Origin of the sequence: Sphingobacterium kyonggiense, assembly GCF_039536825.1 — a bacterium.
In the GTDB taxonomy this organism is placed as follows: domain Bacteria; phylum Bacteroidota; class Bacteroidia; order Sphingobacteriales; family Sphingobacteriaceae; genus Sphingobacterium; species Sphingobacterium kyonggiense.
In genome coordinates this window covers 293167-314562 of the sequence record NZ_BAAAZI010000007.1, presented here as the reverse complement: position 1 = coordinate 314562, position 21396 = coordinate 293167, and the positions used below count along the sequence as shown (strand labels likewise).

Here is a 21396-nt window from a genome sequence, read left to right as displayed (position 1 = left end):
GCTTTCCAATGCGGATAGTTCTGTTGTCCTCTCTCTTTTTTATCTTTTCTTCCAATAACATGTCAATATAGTATGGAGTATTTAGTATTTGGTAGTTAGACCCTTTATGGGCGACAGTGCTAGATCAAGATATCCGATACTTAAAAGATATTCAGGTGCCTATATCGGCGGTGTCCACCTCTTCCCATTCCGAACAGAGAAGTTAAGCCCGCCAGAGCCGATGGTATTGCCGTAACAGGTGGGAGAGTAGGTCGGTGCCTAATTTTATACGGAGGCCCGTCATCGATGAGATGACGGGCCTTTCTGTTTTTGGGGTAATCCAGAACAAATGGCTTACTATCTGAATGGATTGAATGGTATTGTTCTGGCGGTCGATGCATGCAATGACCCTACCGTCATCGGAGGAATTGTACCGGAACTGTATTGGATATCGGTTACTTCCTATATAGGGTTCGGCGTGTTGTTATCCCGCCAATAGGTCTAACTACTACATACTAATTACTATATACTGCCCACAGGGCATCTAACAGCGTAGTGGTCTACTTCAAATAATTCCTTATCTTTGCATTTACAATGGGCACACAATTAGACAACGGTATTAAGCCATATAACCATTATGGTGCATATCTGAAAGAGAAATACAATGGACAAAAGGTCTTTAAAGTTATCGTAGATGGTAATTTTACCTGTCCGAACAGAGACGGAAGCAAAGGATATGGTGGTTGTACCTATTGCAATGTGGATTCCTTTACACCGGATACAGCAAGAAAGATTCCTTCTATCCGTGAACAAGTGGAGAATGGAATTGAACGTGCTAGAAACAGTTACGGTGCTGAGAAGTTTATTATTTATTTCCAACCGAATACCAATACCTATGCACCTACGCATTTGCTAAAAATGATGTATGATGAGGCATTAAGTATTTGTCCGGAACATACATTGGGATTATCTGTTGGTACTCGTCCTGATTGTTTGGATTTTGAGAAAATTGCCCTTTTGGAAAGTTATACCGATCGTTATGATGTGGATCTGGAGATGGGTATGGAATCTATTTACAATGATACTTTAGAGAAAATTAACAGAGGTTGTTCACACGATGAGTTTATTCAGACCATGAAGTTGTTGGAAAACACCTCATTGGAGCTTTGTGTGCACACCATCTTTGGTTTTCCATGGGAGACAGAGGAGATGATGTTAAAATATGCTGAGGAGATTAATAAACACCCTAAGATTAAGTTTGTAAAACTCCACCATTTACATATTGTAGAAGGTAGTATTATGGGGGTTAAATATAAAAGAGAACCATTCCCTTTATTCACAATTGAAAGTTATACGGAGTTCCTTTCTAAATTTATTCCATTATTAAGACCGGATATCATTATTCAACGGATTTTTGGTATTGCTGATCGTGAATTATTAATTGCACCAAATTGGGGATTTCCAAAATCTGGTATTCAGTCTAAAATTGATAAGGGATTGGAGGATCGAGGCGTGAAACAGGGTTCAGCTTATCAAGAGATTGTTGAGCAATAGAAGGTGTATATGGGGCTTTAAATAATAATCGTTTTAAGTTGCTATGGTTTTGTAATCAATCATAAAAAAAGGGAAAGTTAATCTTTCCCTTTTTCAATTTTTTAATTCTTATTTCTCAACTATTGATTTTAAATCAGCTGGGGAATAGTAGATGGATTTTAGGGTCTTATCATCTCCCTGTCGGAAAACTAGAAACTTACCATCAATTTCTTTATAATAGGAATCTACACCCTTTGCTTTATAATGTTCTTGTGTAGCGATTGCTTCTTCTTCAGTCTTGCATGCTTTACTCATATTGGAGCGTTGAACCTCATTAAATAAATCGTTGAATTTATCTTTAAGGCCAAATTCCAGGATAGCACCTGATAATACATATTGGATGTCACATAAGGCATCTGCAATTTCTACCATATCCTTGTTTTCAATCGCTTCTTGCAACTCTTTAAGTTCTTCAGCGATCAAGGCTACTCTTAGGTTACATCTGCTCTCAGAAGGGATGGTAGGCTGTTCTAATATCGGATGTTGAAAAGTTGTATGAAATTCAGCTACCGATGTTAAACATTTTGGGTCTGTCATAGTCATTCTAATTTTGATAAAAATACAAAAGATGGGGCAATAAAAAAAGGCACCTTGAGGTGCCTTTCGTTTTATTTCATTAAGTGTTTCAACTGTATGATTTCTTTATCGTCCAAGAATCTCCAACGTCCTCTTGGAAGGTCTTTCTTGGTCAGGTTGGCATAGACAACACGATCAAGTTTAACCACATCATATCCTAATGATTCGAAGATACGACGAACAACACGGTTTTTACCAGAGTGGATTTGGATACCTATTTCACGTTTTGATGCACCCATTACGTAGCTAACATCATCTGGTTTAATAAATCCATCTTCTAATTCAATACCGAATTGAATTTTATTAAAATCTCCCTGGGTTAAGCTCTTATCCAATTCTACCTGGTAGATTTTACTGATATTATTTCTCGGATGAGAAAGTTTTTCAGCAAGATTACCATCATTGGTTAATAGCAATAAACCGGTAGTATTTCTGTCTAAACGACCAATAGGATAAATACGTTCTTTTGTAGCTTTTGAAACCAATTGCATTACTGTTTTACGTTCTTGTGGATCGTCAGTTGTTGTAATGTAATCTTTTGGTTTATTTAAAAGCACATAAACCATTTTCTCTCTTTTCAGACGTTCATCATTATATTTGATTTCGTCTTTCGCTGGATCTACTTTTGTACCTAATTCGGTTACTACTTCACCATTTACTGAAATTACTCCTGCTTCAATTAATTCATCAGCTTTACGACGAGAACAAATTCCTGAATTAGCGATATAGCGATTCAAACGGATTAAGCCGTCATCTTCAGCCTCTTTAAATGTACGATCTGATGCTGGTTTACGAGATCTGAAAATTGTTTTTCTTTCTCCACGATCTTCATTGTCATTTCTATTATCACGATCTTGGAAGCTACGGCTATCTCTGCGTCTGTCTCCAAAGTCTTTTCCACGGCTATCGCGGTTATCACGATCGAATTTCTTGAATCCACCTTCTCTCTCTGGACGACCTGATCTGTTATCACGGCTATCACGATCGAATTTCTTGAATCCACCTTCTCTCTCTGGACGACCTGATCTGTTATCACGGCTATCACGATCGAATTTCTTGAATCCACCTTCTCTCTCTGTACGACCTGATCTGTTATCACGGCTATCACGATCGAATTTCTTGAAACCTCCTTCTCTCTCTGGACGACCTGATCTGTTATCACGGTTATCACGATCGAATTTCTTGAATCCACCTTCTCTCTCTGGACGGCCTGATCTGTTATCACGGTTATCGCGATCGAATTTCTTAAATCCACCTTCTCTATCTGGACGACTTGATCTGTCATCACGGTTATCGCGGTCAAATTTCTTAAATCCGCCTTCTCTATCTGGACGACTTGATCTGTCATCACGGTTATCGCGGTCAAATTTCTTAAATCCGCCTTCTCTATCTGGACGGCCGAATTTACTATCACGGTCAAACTTCTTGAAGCCTGAATCACCGTCATTGTTACGAAATTTGTCTGATTTGCGATTTGAATCTCTATTAGAGTTAAAAGAGCCTTTGTTATCGGTTCTTTTGCGATCTCCGAAGCTTTCTGAGTTGCTTCTGTTCCTTCTGGAGTTGTCGTCTCGACTGTTCCTGTTGCTACTAAATGGCATAATTTCAAAAAAATTGAGCCACAAAGATACATAATTTAATGAGATTAATGATTATTTATTTTCTTTTATTTCAGCGTCTTAGGCTGGACTTTTAAGGGTAGGTGAGAGTTGTTAAAAAGCGTTAAAAAAGCTAACTGTTTGGTAGATAAGAAAATATGTGTTACCTTTGGAGCTTGATTTTTACCAAGCTGTCTTTTGATCGGTTTTTCGAATGCGTGGATAGGATAGCAGTAAGGGATTGAATGATAAAAAAAAGAGTATTATGTTGTAGTGCACTTTTGACTTTTATGTTGCTGTCAAAACTGTACTCGAACCCCCAACCAGAAGTCGTGGGAGACCCTTTTAGAAAGGCGTTAAACCACTCGATGATGGACAATGTAGCAACGACATTGGAAGCATCGAAAAAAGATTCAGAGGATGATTTCTATGCAAATCTCTCATTTGCCGAAGAAAATATCCCTCTTGAACAAGAGAAGGTAAAGCGTAAATTAGATCTCTATCTACGCAAATTTTCTTACCTTGAGCGTTCATCGCATTACATTCATAAAAAGGCGGACAAATTATTACCTCGTATCGCCAAGATCCTTCAAAGTTATGGCATCCCTGACGATTTCAAGTACGTAGCAGTAGTTGAAAGCAGTCTTAATCCGGGAACTACTTCGCATAAGGGCGCTGGTGGTTACTGGCAGTTCATGCCTGCAACAGCTAGACTTTATGGACTACGTGTGAATGGGAGTGTTGATGATCGATTAGACCTTACAAAATCCACACATGCTGCTGCCCGTTATCTAAAATCCTTATACAAGGAGTTTGGTGATTGGACATTAGTAGCTGCGGCTTACAATGTAGGTGGTGGTAGTCTTCGAAATTCTTTGAAAAGACAACGTAAGGACAATTATTATGACCTAAGATTAAATGCCGAAACTGGATCCTATGTCTACAAGATTATATCGATGAAGACAATTTTAGAAAAAGGATAATCTACTCTAGCGAAATAAGAAAGTATCAATACAGGTAAGGAAACCAACTCGGTTTCCTTTTTCTTTTTATATAAATAAAGAATAAGAGCAACCTAATGGCTGCTCTTTATACTGTTAATATTGTTTCTTCTATTGATTAGATCTTCTCAAAATAGGGTAGTCTTGCTAAAGGAACATCCATTTCAATGGTTTTACCTCCCTTATGAATCTTTCCTAAATCATCTTTCCATCTTCCTTTTGGTAATTTTACGGATCTTTTATCCTCGTTTGTTATCACTGGAGCTACTAAGAATTTCTCACCTAACATAAATTGATCTTGACAAGTTTCAAAACCCTCATTAGGGAAGGAGTAATCCATGTGACGAACAATTGGTTCACCAGATTTAGCTGTCTTATGTGCTTGTTCTAGAATATAAGAACCAAATGCTTGGTGTAGTTTAGCTGCTTTCTTAGCAATTTCTAAGTTTTCTTTACTTAAAATACGCCATGGAGCAACAGAAAACTGCATCATTGGCATCAAAGCATGTACTTGAGCAGAACGTACAATTAGTTTCTGATCAAATTCATCATCCTTAATATTTAAGAATGCTGCGAAAGAACCTCCACCAATCATATCTGGACAGGTATAACCATAGCCCATTAGACCAGCTGCAATCATATCAGGTACTAACATTTGAACCGCTTTCCAAGAGTAGGCTTTATCACCTAAGCGTTGTACTAATGGTTGATTCCCCATTTTCCATCCTGCACGGTATTCATTGAATGGGAATTCTAATCCTATTTCTGCCCAAGCTTTAGTATGATCTACGGAAATAGCCGATTGATCGAAGCTGCTTATACGTGCTGGATTGTAGAATTGGTTATCACCAGCATCAAATTTGAAACCATCTATACCGTATTCTTCCTGCATGTGTTTTAATTGAGCGATGTAATGTGCTTTGGCTTTTGGATTCGTCAAATCATAACAAGCACTCTTTCCATTCCACCAAGAAATAATTGCTGGACTTTTCGAATTCTTTTCTTTGATCAAATAACCTTTAGCATCTAAATCGCGATATTCTGGAGAATCTGCACTTACAAAAGGACAAACCCAAAGCATGACTTTAAATCCAAGATCATGTAATTTCTTTACCATTTCTTTAGGATCTTCAAACTTCTCAGCACGGAAATCAAAGTTTCCATAATAACGCTGCCAGTTATCATCAATCATCAATACCCCACTTGGGAATCCATTGTCGACAATAGCTTGTGCATATTTTAGGATGTCATGTTGATTTTGATTATACATCAATTCAATCCAGGTGTTGTATTGTGGCATAGAGAAAAACAATTCCTCAGGTAGTTTGCCTGTTGCGGGGAAATATTCCTGACTAGCTTTCAAATAAGCAGAACGCAAAGTTGTTCCAGCTTGTTGAACCTTTAAGTTTTCATATTTAGAGGAAAGATCAATTTTATCCTTATCAACTTTAAAGGCAAATGGTTTATCGCCCCATACAAAGCGACCCTTGTTTGAGATAAATAATGGCACAACTTGGTTATTGTTGTTCTGGAATTCAAGGTTGAATTCTTTCATGTCTTGTACATATGGCATGTATGAGCCAAGTGCGACAGCACCGCCCCACCAATATTCATTCTTTTCCTTAGTTATTGTTAAGGTGTTTTTTTCTTGAGCTTGCGTTAGGCTGTTTCCGAATAGGCCAACAAGACCAGCACAAACCAATACATTTTTAATAATTGACATTTTCCCTAGTTTTGATTTTATTAATTACCTACAAACATAAATGCTTATAGCCTAAAATCATAACTCTAAAAGTGTAATTTTTACCCTAAGCATATATTTTTATCGTATAAACTGCATTTTTTACTGTTATATCTTGGTTTTAGGTAAATTATTTTATAATTATTTCTAATAAAATAGAATAGAAAGGCCGGGTTTTGCTTTTGTGACAAATATTTTCATCTAACTGAAAACCAAGAGTTTTTATAGACTTTGTTTACTGATTTTATTGTTTTTCATGATGAAATTTGTTTAAATTTATTGTCAGGACAATGTCACCTAACACCTATTGATTATGGAAAACCTATAAAAGCCGATAAAACTACGCTTCCGATAAAATGTGATTTATATCATTATTTCTTGCTTCCTATTATCATTAGAATGTCATCGTGATACTGCTACTTTTGAACAAGTTAACTTAATATAAAGAATAATGCAGGTAGAGCAATTTAATTATGACAACAAGATTGTCAGAGATTTTGGAATCGCGACTGTAATCTGGGGTATTGTCGGCATGACTGTCGGCTTAATAGCAGCCTTACAGCTGGTATGGCCGATCATGAACTTCGATACGCAGTTTACAACATTTGGTCGTATCAGACCATTGCACACCAATGCTGTGGTTTTTGCATTTGTGGGAAATGCAATTTTCATGGGGGCCTATTACTCCATGCAGCGGGTGTTAAAAGCCAGAATGTTTAGCGACGTTCTAAGTAAAGTCCACTTTTGGGGTTGGCAGTTTATCATTGTAGCCTCAGCAATTACCCTTCCTTTAGGGTTGACCACCTCACACGAGTATGCAGAGATGGAATGGCCGATTGATATCGCCATTACTATAATCTGGGTGGTGTTTGGTGTTAACATGTTTGGAACAATCATCAAACGTAGAGAGCGTCACATGTATGTAGCTGTATGGTTCTACATCGCAACTTTCGTAACGGTGGCTGTATTGCACATTGTCAATTCTATCCAATTGCCAATTAGCTTTTTTAAGAGTTATTATGTTTATTCCGGTGTTCAGGATGCCCTTGTTCAATGGTGGTATGGACACAATGCCGTAGCTTTCTTCTTAACTACGCCATTCTTAGGGATGATGTATTACTTCTTGCCAAAGATGGCTAATCGTCCGGTTTATTCTTATAAATTAAGTATTCTACACTTCTGGTCCTTAATCTTCATCTATATTTGGGCAGGACCTCACCACTTATTATATACTTCATTACCTAGTTGGGTACAGTCTTTAGGAGTAGTATTCTCCATTATGTTGATTGCACCAAGTTGGGGAGGTATGATCAATGGTTTATTGACATTACGTGGTGCTTGGGATAAAGTGCGTACTGAACCAACTTTGAAATTCATGGTTGTAGCATTGACCTGTTATGGTATGGCTACGTTTGAAGGTCCGATGTTATCTTTAAAACAAGTAAACGCGATTGCACACTTTACCGACTGGATCGTTGCCCACGTGCACGTAGGAGCATTAGGTTGGAATGGTTTCATGACCTTTGCTATCCTGTACTGGTTAATCCCAAGAATCTATAGAACACAATTATACTCTAAGAAATTAGCAACTACCCACTTTTGGATTGGTACATTAGGTATCTTATTCTATGCTATCCCTATGTACTGGGCTGCAGTAGTTCAAGGTTTAATGTGGAAAGACTTCACTCCAGAAGGTGTATTAAAATACCCTAACTTCTTAGCTACTACATTAGAGATCCTTCCAATGCACATGATGCGTGCAGTAGGTGGTGCTTTATACCTATCTGGTGTGATCTTAATGACATACAACTTAATCAAAACCATCAAAACTGGTAAGCTATTAGCAAATGAACCAGCTGAAGCACCAGCATTGGAGCAAGTTACTGTATCAGAGCGTTCGCAACACCGTCGTCTTGAGCGTAAGCCGATGTTGTTTATGGTGCTTTCCTTGATTGCTATCTTAATCGGTGGTTTGGTAGAGATGATCCCTACATTTACCGTATCGGATAACATTCCGAAAATTGAGGCTGTAAAACCTTATACAGCATTGGAATTAACAGGTCGTGACTTGTATATCCGCGAAGGCTGTGTGAACTGTCACTCGCAGACTATTCGTCCTTTCCGTTCGGAGACGGCTCGTTATGGGGAATACTCCAAAGCTGGAGAATTCGTATATGACCATCCGTTCTTATGGGGTTCTAAACGTACAGGACCAGACTTGCACCGTATAGGAGGTAAGTATCCAAATAAATGGCACTTTGACCACATGTTGGATCCAACGATTACTTCACCAGGAAGTATCATGCCGCCATATCCTTGGTTAATTGATCAAGAGATCAGCTACAAATACTTAAACGCAAAAATGAAAGCGATGCGTAATCTAGGTGTTCCTTATTCTGATGATGAAGTGGACAATGCTTTAGAACATGCACAAGCACAGGCGGCAACTATTGCAAAAGATTTGGCAGCAAATCAAGTACAGGTAGAGCCTACTAAAGAGATTGTGGCGATCATTGCCTACTTACAACGTTTAGGAACAGATATCAAAGCACAGGCAGCTCCTAAAGAAGAAGCTCCAGTTGCAGGATCTAATTAATGTAAAATAAAACGAAATAGCTATGTGGAAGCAAATCACAAATTTACATGGGGACGAGATTTATATGATAATCTCCTTGTTAATCTTCTTAACATTCTTCATTGCGGTGACTATTATGTTGGTTCGCATGAAAAAGAGCTTCGTAGATTACATGAAAGGTTTGCCCTTTGAGGAATCTGAAAACGAATTAGAGAACTTACCTGAATCGAAATAAATATGAATATTTTAATAATATTGGCAAATGCGGCTCCCACAACGGACGTAACGTTTGGGACCGGCAATATGTACAACGATATATTCTACTTGGTTGTATTCTTAGTGCTAATTGCTGTACTTGTAGCTGCAGTAGCTATCAACCGAGCACTGAAAGCCATGCTGAAAGTGACCATGCCAGAAGTGGTGAAAGAAGAGAATCGTCTTGCCGCTGAACGTAAAGTAGCTCGTAAAGGCTATTGGACGAAAGCTTGGAATTACTTCATGGGCTTAAAACCTATCGAGCAAGAAAAAGACTTAGTAATTGACCATGAGTATGATGGAATCCAAGAATTGGATAACCCTATTCCAGTTTGGTTTAACGCCTTGTTTTACTCTACCTGTGTATTCGCTGTAGGTTACTTATTGGTTTACCAAGTATTCGGTATTGGTCTTAACCAGGATCAAGAATATGAAAGAGAGATGGCCAAAGCGGAAGAAGCTAAGAAAGAATTCTTGGCACAATCCGCAAACTCCTTTGATGAAAATACCATTGAGGTAGATGCTTCAGGCACCTTGGCAGCAAATGGTAAAGCGATTTTCGCAACGAATTGTGTGGCTTGTCACGGTGGAAATGGAGAAGGTGGAATTGGACCTAACCTAGCTGACCGCTTTTGGATACATGGCGGAGAGATTAAGGATATCTTCAAAACCGTTAAATATGGTGTTCCAGATAAAGGTATGGTGCCTTGGGAACAAACTTTAACCCCTGCACAGATCGCTGAGGTAAGTAATTTCATCTTAACACTTCGTGATACCAAACCAGCGAATCCGAAAGGAGCTGAAGGTTCTGAAGTTATTAAATATGAAAACGAAGGCGGAGCAGGAGATGCTGCAGCAGCACCTGATAGTACGGCTACAGCAGCCAATTAATGTAAATTCTTTGTATTAACAATATCATGGGAATAGTAGTAAATGAAACCGGAAATTCAAACCAATCTGATAAATCGAAAAGAAAATGGGTCTACGCTAAGAAACCTGGTGGGAAGCTATTTAATTATCGACAGATTGTCGGGTATGGTTTGCTACTATTCTTTTTCTTAGGACCAATCCTAAAAATTAATGGAAACCCTTTCCTCATGTTTAACATTGTGGAAAGGAAATTCTCCATCTTTGGAAACCTATTTTACCCTCAGGATTTCCATATCTTCCTCTTTGGGATGTTGATCGTGATGGTCTGTATTGTACTCTTTACGGCAGTTTATGGCCGGGTATGGTGCGGATGGACCTGTCCACAAACCATCTTCATGGAACTCATCTTCCGAAGAATCGAATACTTGATCGAAGGTGATTGGATGCAGCAGAAGAAATTAAATGAAGGACCAGATACCGATGCTAAAGCTTGGAAAAAAGTCCTTAAACACAGTATCTTCTTGCTCATCTCCTTTATCATATCCAACCTCTTTTTGGCATATATCATTGGGATTGATGCCTTAATTAAAATAGCAACCGATCCGATTGATCAACATATTGTTGGATTCCTTTCCATCATTGTGTTTACCTTTGTGTTCTACTTTGTATTTGCCTACGTGCGTGAGATTGTATGTACGCGTATTTGTCCTTACGGTAGGTTACAGGGGGTTTTATTGGATGACAACTCCGTAACGGTAGCCTATGATACCGCTAGAGGAGAACCTCGTGGTAAAATCCGTAAAGGTGATGACACACCTAAAGGGGACTGTATAGACTGTAATCTCTGCGTGCATGTCTGTCCAACAGGAATTGACATCCGTAATGGAACGCAATTGGAATGTGTGTCCTGTACAGCTTGTATTGATGCCTGTGATGCTGTTATGGATAAAATCAATAAGCCCAGACGATTAATCGGTTTTTATACCTTAGCTCAGGCAGAAGGCAAAGAGAGCATTGAGAAGGGTAAAAAGAAAAATACACGTGCCATCGTTTACTCCATTGTTTTGGTGGTTTTAATGAGTATTTTTGGATTTATGATCTTTAGCCGTTCCGATGTTGATGGTAGATTATTACGCGCAAAGGGAAGTACCTATCAGTTGAAAGATGATGGAACAGTAGCCAATCTTTATACCTTAGAAGTCCTCAATAAGACCAGTAAGGAATTAGATTTCAAATTAGAAAGTCCAGATAAAGGCGTACGAATTCAAATCGTAAATCCTATATCCCACTTGGCAAAAGAAGGTAGTGCTAAATTGAGTTTGTTCTTGATTTTAGATCAAAAAGATATTAAGAAATATAAATCCGATATTAAAGTAAATATCATTTCTGGAGATAAGATAATAGAGGAAATGGAAACAACCTTTATTGCTCCACCAGCAAAATAGTTGACATGAATTGGGGATATAAAATTGTATTTGGTTTAGGAGCATTCATGCTATTTATCATTGGTGCTGGAATTTATATGGTCACACATGATTCCGATTCCTTGGTGGATCCTGATTACTATGAGAACAGTTTGAATTATGATGTTACCTATCATAAAAAGGAAAATCTCTTAAAGGATCATGCAAAACCAAAGATTCAGCTCTTAAAGGATACTTTATTGATAAGCTTTGTGGAAGTGGGTAATCAAGGAAATTTGATTTTTAAGCGTCCAGACAATGGAAAGTTTGATAAGACCTTACCTTTTTCTACCAGTTCTAAAGAGTTTAAACTTCCTTTATCCAGTTTTGAGAAAGGTAATTGGAACTTAGCAATCGATTGGAAACATAGCAACGTGGAATACATCTCAGACCACGCTGTTTTTATTCAATAACATGACTTATCATTATTTAGCGTTTTTTATGGGACTTCTTGGAAGTATCCACTGTGCGGTCATGTGCGGTCCACTACTCTTGGCTGTACAAGCAGGGCAGGGCATCTCATGGAAAACAACATTTAATAAGTTACTCTATCAATTTGGACGAATCCTAACCTATGGTCTGATAGGTTTATTTCTTGGATTATTAGGTAATGTGGCTAGTCTTCAAGGTTGGCAGCAAGGCTTTAGTCTTGTTACCGGAATTTTATTATTCGCCATCGGATTATTCTATATGTTTGGCAAGTCGTCCAGTAACTTAGCGGCTATCCAAACAAAAGCTATTCAGCCATTTGCCAAGTTCATGGGGAAATGGTTATACAGACCAGGAGGTAGTTTTGTTGCCGGGGTATTGAATGGTATTCTACCTTGTGGTATGGTTTATATGGCTTTAGCCTCAGCAGTAAATGCCGATTCCATTTGGAACAGTTTCTACTTTATGTTACTCTTTGGTTTAGGAACCTTGCCTTTATTATTGGTATTCTCCTTTGCTGGTAATTTCCCGAAAAGAATCTTCAAAAAAGGTTTCAGTACCGTATTGCCCATTTTGTTTATTCTTATGGGGGTGTGGTTTATATTACGTGGTGCTAATTTAGATATCCCTTATCTCAGTCCGCTCATCCATGTGGACGGTGCTATGAACTGTGCATTCTAAGGAAAGAATCTTTCCATTATCTTTTTTTGCTATATTGTAAGCTTATAATTCCTTATTGTCAAACAATACAGACTATATGGGGTTAATGATAAGTATATACCTGCAATGAAGGAACATTTTGATGCTGTCATATTATTTTTAGAACAATGGGGATGGATTCCCATGTTAATCGTGTATGTCGGTGTTACTATCACTATACTTATTGAAAATAGAAATCCCACGAAAACTATTTCTTGGGTACTAGTTATTGTATTTATACCGTTTGCTGGTTTGATCTTGTATTATCTCTTTGGACAGAAATTCTCCAAGGTCAAGAAATTGAAACGCATCAATCAAGAACAGACTCTGCGATTAAAGAAGGAGTTTCAACGATTAGAACCGTTGATGTTATGGTCCATTCGAAATATACACAGCAAAATAGGGGATCTCTCACGCGTATATTCTTATTTAAAGAACGAAAAGCTCTCCACACCAACCCTCAACAACAATGTCACCTTATTGATAAATGGAGAACAAAAATTTCCTTTATTTTTAGCTTCTTTGGCTGAGGCAAAACATTCCATTCATATGGAATATTACATTTTTGATGTAGATGGAATCGGGACACAAGTTTTAGATCTATTAGAAAAAAAAGCAGCAGAGGGGGTCAAAGTCCGTTTAATAGTGGATAGTTTTGGTTCTCCAAAGCTTGTTCGATACATGCGAAAAAAGAAGGATTCTAAAATTGAGTTTCAACCTTTCCTTCCTGTAACTTTCACTTCTTTGGCAAACAGTAATTATCGTAATCACCGGAAGATCGCAGTCATTGATGGATTTACAGCCTATATCGGTGGTATTAATATTTCAGATCGTTACATCAATCCTAATAATTTCGATTTATATTGGCGAGATACCTCTGTAAAGATTGTTGGAAATGCAGCTTCTATGTTCCAAATAAGTTTTTGGAATCAATGGAATCAAACCGATGGTGAGTCTTTTAATCTAGATGAAGGTTATTTCCATGAAACCCCTGCTGTAACAGATGAATTATCTGCTGTCGCTCTGGCATCCTCAGACCCTGGTTCTATCGGTCCTTTCAATATGGAAGCCCTATTAATTAGTATTGGTGAGGCAAGTGAAAGTGTTCAACTCTGTACCCCATATTATATTCCAACTGAAGAACTTGCTACCGCATTGAAGTCAGCTGCTGCATCCGGTGTCAAGGTAGAATTGATGATACCTTCGAAAGGTGACAATTGGTTTGTGCAGCACGCTAGCCTTTCTTTCCTGAAACCCCTGTTAGAGCGAGGTGTACATGTGTATTTTTATGATAAAGGATTTCTACATGCTAAAACAGCCATTATCGATGGAAAGATCGCTTATGTAGGTACTGTTAATCTAGATTTCCGTAGTTTCTATATCAATTATGAAGTTGCGGCCGTTATTTCGAATAAAGAATTCTGCAAACAAATGGAAGATCAGTTTAAAATTGATAAGCAGAATTGTTCCCAAATCAGTATAAGAGATTGGAAAAAACGCAAGCCTTGGCTCCGTGCTATGGACTCCTTATGCCGTCTTTTGGCACCTCTTCTTTAGGCCTAAGCTGTTAAATTTCCCTAATTAGGGTACATCTTCATTAAAAAATCAATATATTTAGCTTTTTCCAAAATTGAATATTTGATGAGTAAAGTTAACCGTATCGTATTCGCAATTATTGCCTTTATCGTAACTATTCCATACGCAAAATCACAAGAGAAACCTGCTATTCCAATTAATACAGCTGTTGAAAATGTACAGAAGTATTTCTCCGTTTACCCAGTTGAGAAAGTTCACATGCATTTCGATAAGCCTTATTATGCCGTAGGTGATACCCTTTGGTTTAAAACATACCTGAATACCAATCTTTTCAATTATAGCCCAAGTAAGATTGCATACGTGGAAGTATTAAATGGACGAGATTCATTAATACAGACCATGCGCATTCCATTGAAAGAAGGTGCTGGGAATGGTCAATTGATTTTAGATCCGCAATTCTATGCGCAGGATAACTACCGCTTCCGCGCGTATACCAAATGGATGATGAACTTCGATATGGGATACTACTTTAATAAAGTGGTAACTGTAGGCGATGCCATCAATAAGAAATTAGGTGCTGATATAACCTTTACACCTGATGGTAGCCGTACGAAAGCAACCTTGCAATTCCGCGGTCGTGATGGACAATTATTGGTTAAAAAGAAATTGACTTGGGAAGCTAACGATGGTTGGGACGCCTTTGATAAAGGTAAAGGAGAAACGGATGAATTAGGCCGACTAACGGTTAATCTATCCAATAAAGAAAGTGATAAGTTTAAGAAAGGTAGAATTGTAGTCAAGGTAGAGGATGCTGAAACTTTAGTAGGTAACTATCCTTTAGCCAATGCACTTTTTAATGCCGATGTTCAATTCTTTCCAGAGGGTGGTGATCTTATTGCGGGATTAGCCAAAAGGGTAGCTTTTAAAGCTGTTGCTTCGAATGGTAAAGGAATCCATATCAAAGGGAAAATCATTGATAGTAAGAAAAATGAAGTCGCAACATTCGAAGACTTAGGATTAGGTATGGGAACATTTTCCTTGCTTCCTGTACTGGGTGAAACATACAAGGCTGTTGTAAGCTTTGATAATGGAACCGAAAGATCCTTTGATTTACCAGCTGTTGTATCTGATAAGATAAATGTAGTATTTACTACCCAAGATGCAGAATTTATCAATTTAGGCTTAGTAACCAGTGACGATTATTTTAAAAAGGTAGAAGGCAAACCGTATTATATTTTTGGACAATTGAATGGACATTTAATTTATGCTGCCCAAGCTTCTATTAAGAGCTCAGCAGTTGCGATTAAGATTCCTAAAAAAGAATTGCCAAATGGTATAGTGCAATTAACCTTATTGACCCCAGATGGTCAGCCTATCTCGGAGCGTCTGGTATTTGTTCAACCACAGCAGCTAATCGACATTAAAGTGTCTTCAGATAAACCTAGCTATGCTCGTAAGGACCTGGTGAAGTTAAAGTTGAACTTGAACAATTATATTGATAGTCTTCCAGGCACCTTCTCTGTATCAGTAGTTGATGAAAAGAAAGTTCCTTACAATGACGATGATGATCGTGGTATTGTTAGTAACATGCTTCTAACCTCTGATTTGAAAGGCTATGTAGAAAAACCGAACTATTACTTCAATAGTAAAAACGAGAATAGAACAGAAGCTTTAGATGCTCTTCTATTGACTCAAGGTTTCCGAAGATTTGAGTATGCTGACTTGATTAAAGGCAAGCTTCCAATGGTTCGCTATATGCCTGAAGAAGGAATAGTAATCTCTGGTATCTTAAGAGATAATGTTGGTAAATTACAAACCGGAGCAGGGTTGTTATTAACCATTCCTGGAGGTGCTATAAAAAAGGATGCCTATACCGATGCACAAGGCCGATTTGCTTTTGATAAGCTTGTATTTGCTGATTCCTTGAAAGCAACTGTCAATGCGCGTAGCAATGCCAATTACCGCTCCTTGGTAATAACCATGGATCCAACTGAATTCCCTAAAATAGACGAGGAAAATCCATATAAGAGCTCCTTTGTTCAGAACATTGACCAGAACCTACAAGCGTATTTAGATAACAGCAAAAAGGAGTTTAGAACATCCAATCTTATTGAGGAAGTTGTAGTAACCAAGCGTGTTGAAAACAAACAGACTAGTAAAGATTTCTCTGCACTCTCTGGTCTATCGATGCCGGAGCATAGAATTGACGGAAGTCGTTTCGCAGGATGTAATGTACTATCCATGTGTTTAAATACCATGTTGACCGGTATAACCTATGATACCAACACACTGAAGTACTACATCACACGAAATTACAATCAAGGAAGTCGAGTTCCAGTACAATTCTTCTTGAATGGTATGCCAATTGATGAGGCATCTTTAAATGCTATCCAAATACCCGAAATTGAATCCGTGGAGATCTTCTTACGAGACGATTTAGGAACTGTTCGCAACCTGTATCAAAATGATGGTGTTGTCTCCATCATCACCAAAAAGGAAAAGAAACAACCACGCATGACATTGGCACAGATTGAAGCCATGCTACCGAAATCAAATGTTATTGACTTCTACCCGTTGGGATATATTAAAGAACGTAAATTCTATACCCCAAAATATACCACTCCAGAAAGTAAACAAACCAGCGATTACCGTACTACGGTTTACTGGAATCCAGATATCCGCATCGAAAAATCAGGAGAAATCAACTTAGAATTCTACAACGCTGACGGAACTGGAAAATACAAGGTAGTCGTGGAAGGAAATGACCTAGGAGGTAATGTAGGTCGACAAGTGTATTATTATGAAGTAAAGTAGACCGCTTGGGGCAGTATATAATAGAAAGTATTTAGTATATAGACCTATGGCGGGATATTAGATTCGTCATTTACAAACAGAGCAAAGCGAAGAGTCTGAGCCCTGCGGGCAGTATATAGTAGAAAGTATTTAGTATTTAGACCTAATGGCGGGATATTAGATTCGACATTTACAAACAGAGCAAAGCGAAGAGTCTGAGCCCTGCGGGCAGTATATAGTAGAAAGTATTTAGACCTAATGGCGGGATATTAGATTCGTCATTTACAAACAGAGCAAAGCGAAGAGTCTCATTCCCCACCACAAGACCGCGTCATCCTGAATCGAAGATGAAGGAACTCTAAACTATATAGAAAAGGCAACAGATTTTTAAGTTCTGTTGCCTTTTTTTATGGTGTGTTTAAATGTGGTATTAATGAATTATTGGCTGCGGTCGATGCCTGCATCGACCCGACAAACATTCGTGAAATTTTAAACCTAATCAACCTTAACCGTAGGGCCGAAGCATGCTTCGACCGTTAAGTAATATCCCCTTTTTTATCACTCACTTTCTATCTAAAATCTCATATCTCCTAGCGCAGCGGTCTCACCCTCACATTCATGATCACGGCCAGCAAAATCAAAACAATACCAAATAATGACCATTGTGTATAAGTCTCATCAAAGAAGAAAAATCCAAATATCAAGGCATACAAAACACCCAAATAATTCAAACTTGCAACTTTAGAAAGGTTAGCTCTTTGGTAGGAAAGTGTCATGTAATACTGTGCTAGCTGTGTAAAGATTCCAATCAGTAAAAGCTGCAACCAATCCCAACCGATTGGTGTGACCCAATTAAAAATCGTATAAACTCCAACAAATGGAAGAGTAACCAATGGAAAATAGAAGATAATAACCAAGGGATGTTCCGAAGTCTTTAACTTGGCAATAATATTATAAGCGATGGCAGCGAATATAGCGGCGGACAATCCAATAAGTAATCCTAATGTCGATATCCGATTATCAAATCCTTTCAAGAGAACAACACCTAATATTGCCAATCCAAAATAAAGAAACTGTATTGGACGTACGGGTTGCTTGACGATGAAAATCCCTAATAGAGCTGTGAAGAAGGGCGCCAGATAATTTATGGTTACAGCAGATGCTAATGGTAAATGTTGTAAGGTGTAAAAGGATCCAATCAAACCTAAGCATCCTGCAACTCCGCGAAATATTAATAATTTTTTGTTATTTCCGAACAAAGGAATATTATCCTTTTTCAGAATTAGATAACTGGCGACAAGACTAAAAAGCGATCGGAAGAATACCACTTCCAAGGTAGGGAGATGTGAAACTTGTTTTACACATACATTCATTAGGGCAAAGAATACGCCCGCTAGAAGCATATATATGATACTTTTTCTTTCCTCCACTATTGTACTGGGTCATTGTGTTTTTTGACAACTTCTCGGATACCTGTTTCTGGGTCGATTTCCAACTCGGTTTGTTTTACCAATACGGCGTAGGAAGTAGGTTGGATTCCTTTACCGTATTTAATGGCATATTCCTTTGTAAACTCCGCTCCAAAGTACAGAATCGCAGCAGAGTAATATACCCAGGCCAACAGGATAATAATAGATCCTGCGGCACCATAGGAGCTTGCGGTAGCATTTGTAGATAGGTATAAGGAGATTAAGAACTTTCCGAACATGAAAAGCAAGGCTGTAAATAATGCACCTCCTAGAATATCCTTGAAACGAACCCTGGCATCCGGCAAGAAAGCATAAATAATTCCGAATAAGGATGAGATTACCAAGAAGGTAATTGCTGTATTAATCCAATCGATCAAACTGATATCCCAGTTTTCCATAAACTGATTAAAGTAATCGGTCATAATGCCGATAACACTGGAAATAATAAGGGATGCCATCAAAAGGAATACTAAACCCAATATCATGGAGAAGGAAATCAATCGATTAATGATCATTTTCAACCAACCTTTTTTAGGTTTTGGTTTCACCTTCCAGATGGAATTGATGGAATTTTGTATATCTACGAAAATAGTAGTCGAAGTAAACATCAATGTACCGACACCGATGATGATCCCAATGTTAGACTTGCTGTCTAGTGACAAGTTATGAACCGTAGATTCAAGTAAACTGGCTATTTCTTTACCAAAAATTTCGTTTAATTCACTTAAGACTTGTTCTCTAGCGCCTTCACTGCCATCTAAAGCCGATCCGTAAAAGAAACCTAATGTCCAGGTCAATATTAATAAGAGGGGGCCAATGGAAAAAACCGTGTAATAGGCTAGCGAGGCACTCAGCTTCATGCAGTTGTCTTCAGCAAAACCATTCCCTGCATTGATTAATAGTCTCCAGAAATCCTTAACCTTCGTCCAAATGGTATTCAACATTATTCCGTATAAATTTGCTTTATCGTGTCTTCATTACGTTGCATGATGACTTTTCGTTTAAGACTTAATTTAGGTGTCAATTCACCAGCATCAATTGTCCATTCTTTGGATAGTAACTTAAACTTTTTCACCTGCTCCCAATGGCCAAAGTTAGACATTGATTGCGAAATAATTTGCTCATATTTTGATAAAACTTCCGGTTGCTTGATCGCTTCCTCTTTGGAACCATATGGAATGCCTTTGTGGTTACAATATTTTTCCAATTCCTCGAATGCAGGTACTATCAGTGCTGCTGGAAAACGTTGATTCTCTCCAATAACCATCACTTGTGCAATCAAGGTTGACTCCATTAACTTATTTTCTAATACTTGTGGAGCTACATATTTACCTCCAGCGGTTTTGAACATTTCTTTTTTACGGTCGGTAATCCGTAAGAATCCATCAGAAGTTAATTCACCGATATCTCCGGTGTGAAGATACCCGTCAGTATCAATGGTTTCTTTTGTGGCCTCATCGTTCTTGTAATAACCTGAAGTAACACTTGGACCTTTTACCAAAATCTCTCCATCTTTTGCAATCTTTACGTCCAAATTGTTCAAAACACGACCTACAGTGCCAAACTTCACATCTTCCTCTTTCCAAGAATTTACAGCAATAACAGGTGAAGTCTCCGTCAATCCGTATCCCTCAAGAACCTTGATGTCTGCAGCCCAGAATACACGAGCCAATCGTTCTTGCAAAGCCGCACCTCCGGAAATAATCAATTTGATGTTTCCTCCTAAGGCATCTTTCCATTTTGAAAAGATCAACTTACGGGCAATACCTAATTGGAAGTTATAAAACCCAGAGTTTTTCTTAGGCTCCTGATATCTTAAACCTAAATTTAAGGCCCAGAAGAATAATGACTTCTTAATGCCTGTTAGGTTTTTACCTTTTTCAACCACCTTGTCATAAACCTTCTCCAATACACGTGGTACAGTTGTGAACAAATCTGGTTTAACGTCATTGATGTCAACAACGATATTATCTAGGTTCTCCGCATAATAAATCTGTACACCTTTAGAAAAATAAAGGTAAACCACCATTCTTTCGAAAATATGGCAAAGCGGTAGGAAACTTAATGCCTTTTTATATTCTGGTGTAACTAAGTGAAAGCAGGCTTCCACATTACTTATCAGGTTTTTGTGTGTTAGGAATACCCCTTTAGGTTTACCTGTAGTGCCTGAAGTATAAATCAAGGTCAATAAATCCTCAAATTGTACGTCATCACGCAAAGGCTGAAGGTCAGTCTGCTGTTGCTTTCCTAGTTCCAATACCTCTTTATAAGAAGCTCTACCCTCAATATCATCAAAGGTATAAAGTGGTAAATCTTGATTGTTCTCTTTTAAAGCATGATCAGCTTTCTTAGATAACTCTTCATTGCTGACAAAGAGCATTTTTGCTCCAGCATCATTCAAAATGTAAATAAGATCCTGATTAGAAAGGGTAGGATAGAGCGGAACTGTAGCTATACCTAACTGGTTACAAGCGAAATCAATAAAGTTCCATTCCGGTCTATTACCAGACATGATAGCCACTCGGTCTCCTTTTTCAATTCCTTTGGCTAAAAGACCTTTACTTATATTATCTACTATTTCGGTGAAATCATCGGTAGAATAGGTTTTCCAACCATCCTTTGAACGGCCGGCAACCATAATGTCTTTTTTGTATTCTTTATTATAGTTGTCGATCAAGTCGTACAACTTCTTAAAATTACTCATAGCTTAATCCCTTCCTTAATAATACTGATCAATTGGTTACTGATACTTAGGTAGGACTAATATATCATTTTTTAGGTAAAAACTATGCTTGCAGAATAAATTTTTGACTGAACTT

17 protein-coding genes and 1 rRNA gene are annotated in these 21396 nt (G+C 38.0%); 12 read left to right on the top strand and 6 right to left on the bottom strand.

Translation table 11 applies throughout. From position 1 onward, the window contains the following. Positions 1-151: 151 nt before the first annotated feature. The 3 genes from rrf to mnmL all read left to right on the top strand — a co-directional run bounded on the left by rrf (position 152) and on the right by mnmL (position 1533). Positions 152-263 (top strand): 5S ribosomal RNA (gene rrf / locus ABD676_RS10115). Positions 264-328: 65 nt separating this feature from the next. Continuing rightward, positions 329-478 (top strand): hypothetical protein, encoded by a 150-nt coding sequence (locus ABD676_RS10110; protein WP_344674548.1) that lies wholly within the window; start codon positions 329-331, stop codon positions 476-478. A gap of 95 nt (positions 479-573) precedes the next feature. Next, positions 574-1533, top strand: a complete 960-nt coding sequence (gene mnmL, locus ABD676_RS10105) for a tRNA modification radical SAM protein MnmL/YtqA (protein ID WP_344674547.1) — start codon at positions 574-576, stop codon at positions 1531-1533. Between the two features lie 108 nt (positions 1534-1641). On the opposite strand, the gene ABD676_RS10100 is transcribed toward mnmL, so the two are convergent. Next, entirely contained in the window at positions 1642-2109 is a 468-nt protein-coding gene (locus ABD676_RS10100; RefSeq protein WP_344674546.1) for a pyrophosphohydrolase domain-containing protein, read from the bottom strand. Between the two features lie 71 nt (positions 2110-2180). Beyond that, positions 2181-3749 (bottom strand): pseudouridine synthase, encoded by a 1569-nt coding sequence (locus ABD676_RS10095; RefSeq protein WP_344674545.1) that lies wholly within the window; start codon positions 3747-3749, stop codon positions 2181-2183. Positions 3750-3991: 242 nt separating this feature from the next. Here ABD676_RS10095 and ABD676_RS10090 point away from each other — a divergent pair, with 242 nt between their 5' ends. Further along, a complete protein-coding gene (locus ABD676_RS10090) occupies positions 3992-4729 on the top strand; it encodes a lytic transglycosylase domain-containing protein (protein ID WP_344674544.1) in 738 nt (245 codons plus the stop codon). A gap of 136 nt (positions 4730-4865) precedes the next feature. On the opposite strand, the gene ABD676_RS10085 is transcribed toward ABD676_RS10090, so the two are convergent. Then, the gene (locus tag ABD676_RS10085) at positions 4866-6470 is read right to left on the bottom strand and encodes a glycoside hydrolase family 31 protein (RefSeq protein ID WP_344674543.1); all 1605 of its coding nucleotides are present in this window, start codon (positions 6468-6470) and stop codon (positions 4866-4868) included. A gap of 469 nt (positions 6471-6939) precedes the next feature. On the opposite strand from ABD676_RS10085, the gene ccoN reads away from it, so the two are divergent. The 8 genes from ccoN (at position 6940) to ABD676_RS10045 (ending at position 17129) form a co-directional block, all read left to right on the top strand. Further along, positions 6940-9084 (top strand): cytochrome-c oxidase, cbb3-type subunit I, encoded by a 2145-nt coding sequence (gene ccoN / locus ABD676_RS10080; protein ID WP_344674542.1) that lies wholly within the window; start codon positions 6940-6942, stop codon positions 9082-9084. Positions 9085-9106: 22 nt separating this feature from the next. After that, positions 9107-9298 carry a hypothetical protein gene (locus ABD676_RS10075; RefSeq protein WP_344674541.1) on the top strand — a complete coding sequence of 64 codons (192 nt, stop codon included), beginning with the start codon at positions 9107-9109 and terminating at the stop codon, positions 9296-9298. 2 nt (positions 9299-9300) lie between these two features. Next, complete coding sequence (locus tag ABD676_RS10070) at positions 9301-10209, top strand: cbb3-type cytochrome c oxidase N-terminal domain-containing protein (RefSeq protein WP_344674540.1); 909 nt, start codon at positions 9301-9303, stop codon at positions 10207-10209. A 26-nt stretch (positions 10210-10235) separates the two neighbouring features. Continuing rightward, complete coding sequence (gene ccoG / locus ABD676_RS10065; RefSeq protein WP_344674539.1) at positions 10236-11633, top strand: cytochrome c oxidase accessory protein CcoG; 1398 nt, start codon at positions 10236-10238, stop codon at positions 11631-11633. Between the two features lie 5 nt (positions 11634-11638). Beyond that, on the top strand, positions 11639-12064 hold the full coding sequence (locus tag ABD676_RS10060) for a FixH family protein (RefSeq protein ID WP_344674538.1): 426 nt from the start codon (positions 11639-11641) through the stop codon (positions 12062-12064). Position 12065: 1 nt separating this feature from the next. Further along, complete coding sequence (locus ABD676_RS10055; protein WP_344674537.1) at positions 12066-12761, top strand: sulfite exporter TauE/SafE family protein; 696 nt, start codon at positions 12066-12068, stop codon at positions 12759-12761. Between the two features lie 105 nt (positions 12762-12866). Continuing rightward, positions 12867-14336: a cardiolipin synthase gene (cls, locus tag ABD676_RS10050; RefSeq protein WP_344674536.1), complete on the top strand. Its 1470-nt coding sequence runs from the start codon at positions 12867-12869 to the stop codon at positions 14334-14336. A gap of 84 nt (positions 14337-14420) precedes the next feature. Next, positions 14421-17129 (top strand): carboxypeptidase regulatory-like domain-containing protein, encoded by a 2709-nt coding sequence (locus ABD676_RS10045; protein WP_344674535.1) that lies wholly within the window; start codon positions 14421-14423, stop codon positions 17127-17129. A 569-nt stretch (positions 17130-17698) separates the two neighbouring features. On the opposite strand, the gene ABD676_RS10040 is transcribed toward ABD676_RS10045, so the two are convergent. Genes ABD676_RS10040 through ABD676_RS10030 form a run of 3 tightly spaced genes read right to left on the bottom strand, consistent with a single transcriptional unit; the run spans position 17699 to position 21281 of the window. After that, on the bottom strand, positions 17699-18538 hold the full coding sequence (locus ABD676_RS10040) for a DMT family transporter (RefSeq protein ID WP_344674534.1): 840 nt from the start codon (positions 18536-18538) through the stop codon (positions 17699-17701). Next, entirely contained in the window at positions 18538-19521 is a 984-nt protein-coding gene (locus ABD676_RS10035) for a YihY/virulence factor BrkB family protein (RefSeq protein ID WP_344674533.1), read from the bottom strand. The genes ABD676_RS10040 and ABD676_RS10035 overlap by 1 nt, the downstream gene beginning before the upstream one ends. Further along, positions 19521-21281, bottom strand: coding sequence for an AMP-dependent synthetase/ligase (locus tag ABD676_RS10030; RefSeq protein ID WP_344674532.1), 1761 nt, complete (start codon positions 21279-21281; stop codon positions 19521-19523). Before ABD676_RS10030 ends, ABD676_RS10035 begins: the two co-directional genes overlap by 1 nt. Positions 21282-21396: the final 115 nt, after the last annotated feature.

What these genes read in the sequence shown, in the direction of transcription:
- ABD676_RS10110 (WP_344674548.1), top strand. Translation starts at nt 329, where the DNA reads ATGGCTTACTATCTGAATGGATTGAATGGTATTGTTCTGGCGGTCGAT.
- mnmL (WP_344674547.1), top strand. Translation starts at nt 574, where the DNA reads ATGGGCACACAATTAGACAACGGTATTAAGCCATATAACCATTATGGT.
- ABD676_RS10100 (WP_344674546.1), bottom strand. Translation starts at nt 2,109, where the DNA reads ATGACAGACCCAAAATGTTTAACATCGGTAGCTGAATTTCATACAACT.
- ABD676_RS10095 (WP_344674545.1), bottom strand. Translation starts at nt 3,749, where the DNA reads ATGCCATTTAGTAGCAACAGGAACAGTCGAGACGACAACTCCAGAAGG.
- ABD676_RS10090 (WP_344674544.1), top strand. Translation starts at nt 3,992, where the DNA reads ATGATAAAAAAAAGAGTATTATGTTGTAGTGCACTTTTGACTTTTATG.
- ABD676_RS10085 (WP_344674543.1), bottom strand. Translation starts at nt 6,470, where the DNA reads ATGTCAATTATTAAAAATGTATTGGTTTGTGCTGGTCTTGTTGGCCTA.
- ccoN (WP_344674542.1), top strand. Translation starts at nt 6,940, where the DNA reads ATGCAGGTAGAGCAATTTAATTATGACAACAAGATTGTCAGAGATTTT.
- ABD676_RS10075 (WP_344674541.1), top strand. Translation starts at nt 9,107, where the DNA reads ATGTGGAAGCAAATCACAAATTTACATGGGGACGAGATTTATATGATA.
- ABD676_RS10070 (WP_344674540.1), top strand. Translation starts at nt 9,301, where the DNA reads ATGAATATTTTAATAATATTGGCAAATGCGGCTCCCACAACGGACGTA.
- ccoG (WP_344674539.1), top strand. Translation starts at nt 10,236, where the DNA reads ATGGGAATAGTAGTAAATGAAACCGGAAATTCAAACCAATCTGATAAA.
- ABD676_RS10060 (WP_344674538.1), top strand. Translation starts at nt 11,639, where the DNA reads ATGAATTGGGGATATAAAATTGTATTTGGTTTAGGAGCATTCATGCTA.
- ABD676_RS10055 (WP_344674537.1), top strand. Translation starts at nt 12,066, where the DNA reads ATGACTTATCATTATTTAGCGTTTTTTATGGGACTTCTTGGAAGTATC.
- cls (WP_344674536.1), top strand. Translation starts at nt 12,867, where the DNA reads ATGAAGGAACATTTTGATGCTGTCATATTATTTTTAGAACAATGGGGA.
- ABD676_RS10045 (WP_344674535.1), top strand. Translation starts at nt 14,421, where the DNA reads ATGAGTAAAGTTAACCGTATCGTATTCGCAATTATTGCCTTTATCGTA.
- ABD676_RS10035 (WP_344674533.1), bottom strand. Translation starts at nt 19,521, where the DNA reads ATGTTGAATACCATTTGGACGAAGGTTAAGGATTTCTGGAGACTATTA.
- ABD676_RS10030 (WP_344674532.1), bottom strand. Translation starts at nt 21,281, where the DNA reads ATGAGTAATTTTAAGAAGTTGTACGACTTGATCGACAACTATAATAAA.